A 2,946-nucleotide genomic window follows, 5' to 3' on the forward strand; every position below is an offset into this window, starting at 1 on the left:
GGTCTGGTAACTTGAGGCACTGATTGGCAAGTTTCCTAAAGTTGATACGATGAAGAAACTCTTGGAACAAAACGAGCCCGGCGTCATTTGAAAGTTGACCGCCGTCGGCGGTCACAGTCACATTGGTATTGCATTGCAGGGATAAGCTGGTTAAAGTTGAGATGGTGTGAAGCCTCGCTTTCGTGATGGTTTTTGTCGACTCAACCTTAGCATATAGGCGCACCCAATGGGTGAAACACCAAAGCAGCGCAGTCCCGTGTGAATCGTGGGATTGCGCTGCTTTTTTGAAATTCTATGAATAATCCAGGCTGATATTGATTGGCTAAAGACTGCAATTCACGAAGGCATTCACTTTGAAACGGACGAAGGCGATTGTTCTGACACTCGTTCCTTCATCCAGCTGAGAAATGAAGGTTGGGTAGCGCGATTAACTCGGAAACGACTTGCAGAACTATTTGGATACTAAAAAAGCATCCACAGCCGCTGGTGACGGTGCATAGGTTGATGGCACTACTGCACGTATATATTTACTACTCTGGAGGAATAACAATGAAATCAAAAAAAGGGCTCGGTTGTGTCGGTATATTTCTTCTATTGATTTGCGTCGGCCTTCTAATCACCTACTGGTACATATTTGCCACTATTGCGGTTGTCATTTGCGGTATTTGGCTTTATCGTCGCCGGAAAAACAATCGTGAGAGTGCCAGTCTTGCTCCTAATCCGGTTGAAGATCCATTGAAAAGTTCAAAGGAAGCAAGCAACGAACCTGTAATTGTTAAACCTGTTATCCATGAAGTTCCAAACCTAGAACCTGTACACCCAGAACCTGTACACCCAGAACCTGTACACCCAGAACCTGTACACCCAGAACCTGTACTCAGCCGCATTAGACGCTCGCTGCATGACTTTGTGGTCTTTGATATTGAGACAACCGGTCTAAATGCTTCGTCCGACGAAATCATTCAACTATCAGCGATTAAAGTCCACGATGACGAGGTCGTTGATACATTTGATCGCTATCTTAAACCGCAACGGAAAATACCAGAGAAGATCGTTTATCTGACCGGAATTACGAACGAATTGGTTGAAGACGCGTCACCAATAGACGAGATAATGCCTCAGTTTGTTAAATTCACTGCCGATTTTCCACTAGTTGGCCACAATATTATCAAGTTTGATCTGCCCTTTATCCTTAGAAACGGATTCTACCGAGAAAAGATTGAGGCCCTTGATACTTTGATATTAGCTCGTAAGACAGATTTTCCAGATAGCATCTCAAATTTTAAGCTTCCAACACTTAAACAATACTTCGGTATCACAAACACATCCCACAACGCTATCGAAGATTGCAAAACTAACATGGTCGTCTATCAAAGAATTCGTGACGGTAAGCTTGAATCGACGCCAGCGCCGATCGTGAAACCAACTCATGAGTTGGCTAAGTTACGCTTCGCAATCACTGGTGAATTCATTGGCATGAGCCGTGACGAAATAACCACATTAATCGCTACGCATGGCGGTCGGGTAACGCAAAGCATCTCTAAAATGACCGATTTTTTGGTGGATGGCACGCAGGTATCTGATGTTCTGACGGATGGTACCCATAGCCACAAGGAACTTGTAGCAAAAGAAATCCAGCAGGAGGGTGGTAAAATTAACATCATCGGATTGGATGATTTAAAATCGATGATTCATAATCATTAAAAAATCGCGTTGTGCTGAACTAACCCACTAAGCAGCAGGCACGGGCAGGACGTGCCGTGGGCTTACGTCCAAACTGGATACAAAATAAAAAGCGCCTACCCCACAACTTGCCGGAAGCCGGGTAGACGCAATCACATAAACATATCAAATAAGGAGATTATAAACATGCCAGACAATAAAGATGCTAAAATCGAACGTGCTCGGCGTACCCTAGCCAATATGGAAAAACGTTCACTGCAAAATGATGGCTCCAAGAAACGCGTACCCGGTGTCGATAAGCAACAGGGGCCTACCCCTCCCGCTCCGAAACGCTAAAAATAAGCAACTTACGATCAGCGTCAATATAGCTGGCAACGTCATACTTTTGTTTAGCTTCAACAGTTGAATATGATGCGACCATATCGTCATAAGCTGGTATTGATGAACTGTTGGTAAACGGAACAAGCTGGGCACTTAATCGATTGTCGTCTGTTTTTGAGCAATAATCCAAAATGCCGCCAGTCACAGGTTCATGTGTGAGCGTGTAAATGTATAAATACTGGACGGTATCTTGACCGGTTAAATATTCCCAAGTCGACTGTGGGCTTACGTTTGACTTATTATCATAATGCCGTCGGTAGTTGTTCAGAGCATCCCCTATCCGATGAATCGGTGCCATAAGACTGACGGCACACAAGTACACCACGATCATTGTAGCAATCAGCGAAAGGCCTGTTGAAAGATTTGCCGCTAGTTTGAAGAAGGAAATCCAGTATGAAATCAGCAGATAAACGGAAAAATCAACTGCTGACCAACATAGCATGTATGGTAATAATGTGTTAGCGTCTGACTTAAAATTTACTAGCCCCTGCTTTTCGGCGACGGATAAGTTAATGTATCCGAACCCACCAGCAGCTACCAGCGCTGAAATGATTGTATTGATATTCATGTGCTTAGGCTCCTTATAGAAACAAGCTTTAAAAATTGATTTTAATTGTAAGCACCTAATAACCGACCGTCTATAAAAGAGTATATTTCAGCGGTAAAAACACCTCATCAATAAAGAATGATGAGGTGTTTTTATGACAAATAAAGGAAATTTGTCAAATGGTGTTGAAGAGTAAGCACCTAATAACAGTAAGCAGGAGATAATCACACGTTAGTAACGCCAAAATCGGGCCAAGTCACATCGCTAAGATGTGTCTTGGCCCGATTTTCTGTTGTTAGTCCAGATTAATGTTCCATGGCAAGTACGGCGCCAAG

The 2,946-nt window shown here is 43.4% G+C and carries 2 protein-coding genes; one reads left to right on the forward strand and one right to left on the reverse strand.

What is annotated here, in order from left to right:
- Positions 1-549: 549 nt before the first annotated feature.
- Positions 550-1,704, forward strand: coding sequence for an exonuclease domain-containing protein (locus ACKTSG_RS13930; RefSeq protein ID WP_407895612.1), 1,155 nt, complete (start codon positions 550-552; stop codon positions 1,702-1,704).
- A gap of 289 nt (positions 1,705-1,993) precedes the next feature.
- Here the strand turns inward: ACKTSG_RS13930 and ACKTSG_RS13935 are convergent, their stop codons facing one another.
- Positions 1,994-2,632, reverse strand: coding sequence for a hypothetical protein (locus ACKTSG_RS13935; protein ID WP_407895614.1), 639 nt, complete (start codon positions 2,630-2,632; stop codon positions 1,994-1,996).
- Between the last annotated feature and the right edge of the window lie 314 nt (positions 2,633-2,946).

It is taken from the genome of Lacticaseibacillus salsurae (assembly GCF_045862175.1).
GTDB classification, from domain to species: domain Bacteria; phylum Bacillota; class Bacilli; order Lactobacillales; family Lactobacillaceae; genus Lacticaseibacillus; species Lacticaseibacillus salsurae.

Excerpts from the sequence above, each read along its gene's own strand:
- ACKTSG_RS13930 (WP_407895612.1), top strand. The coding sequence starts at position 550 with ATGAAATCAAAAAAAGGGCTCGGTTGTGTCGGTATATTTCTTCTATTG.
- ACKTSG_RS13935 (WP_407895614.1), bottom strand. The coding sequence starts at position 2,632 with ATGAATATCAATACAATCATTTCAGCGCTGGTAGCTGCTGGTGGGTTC.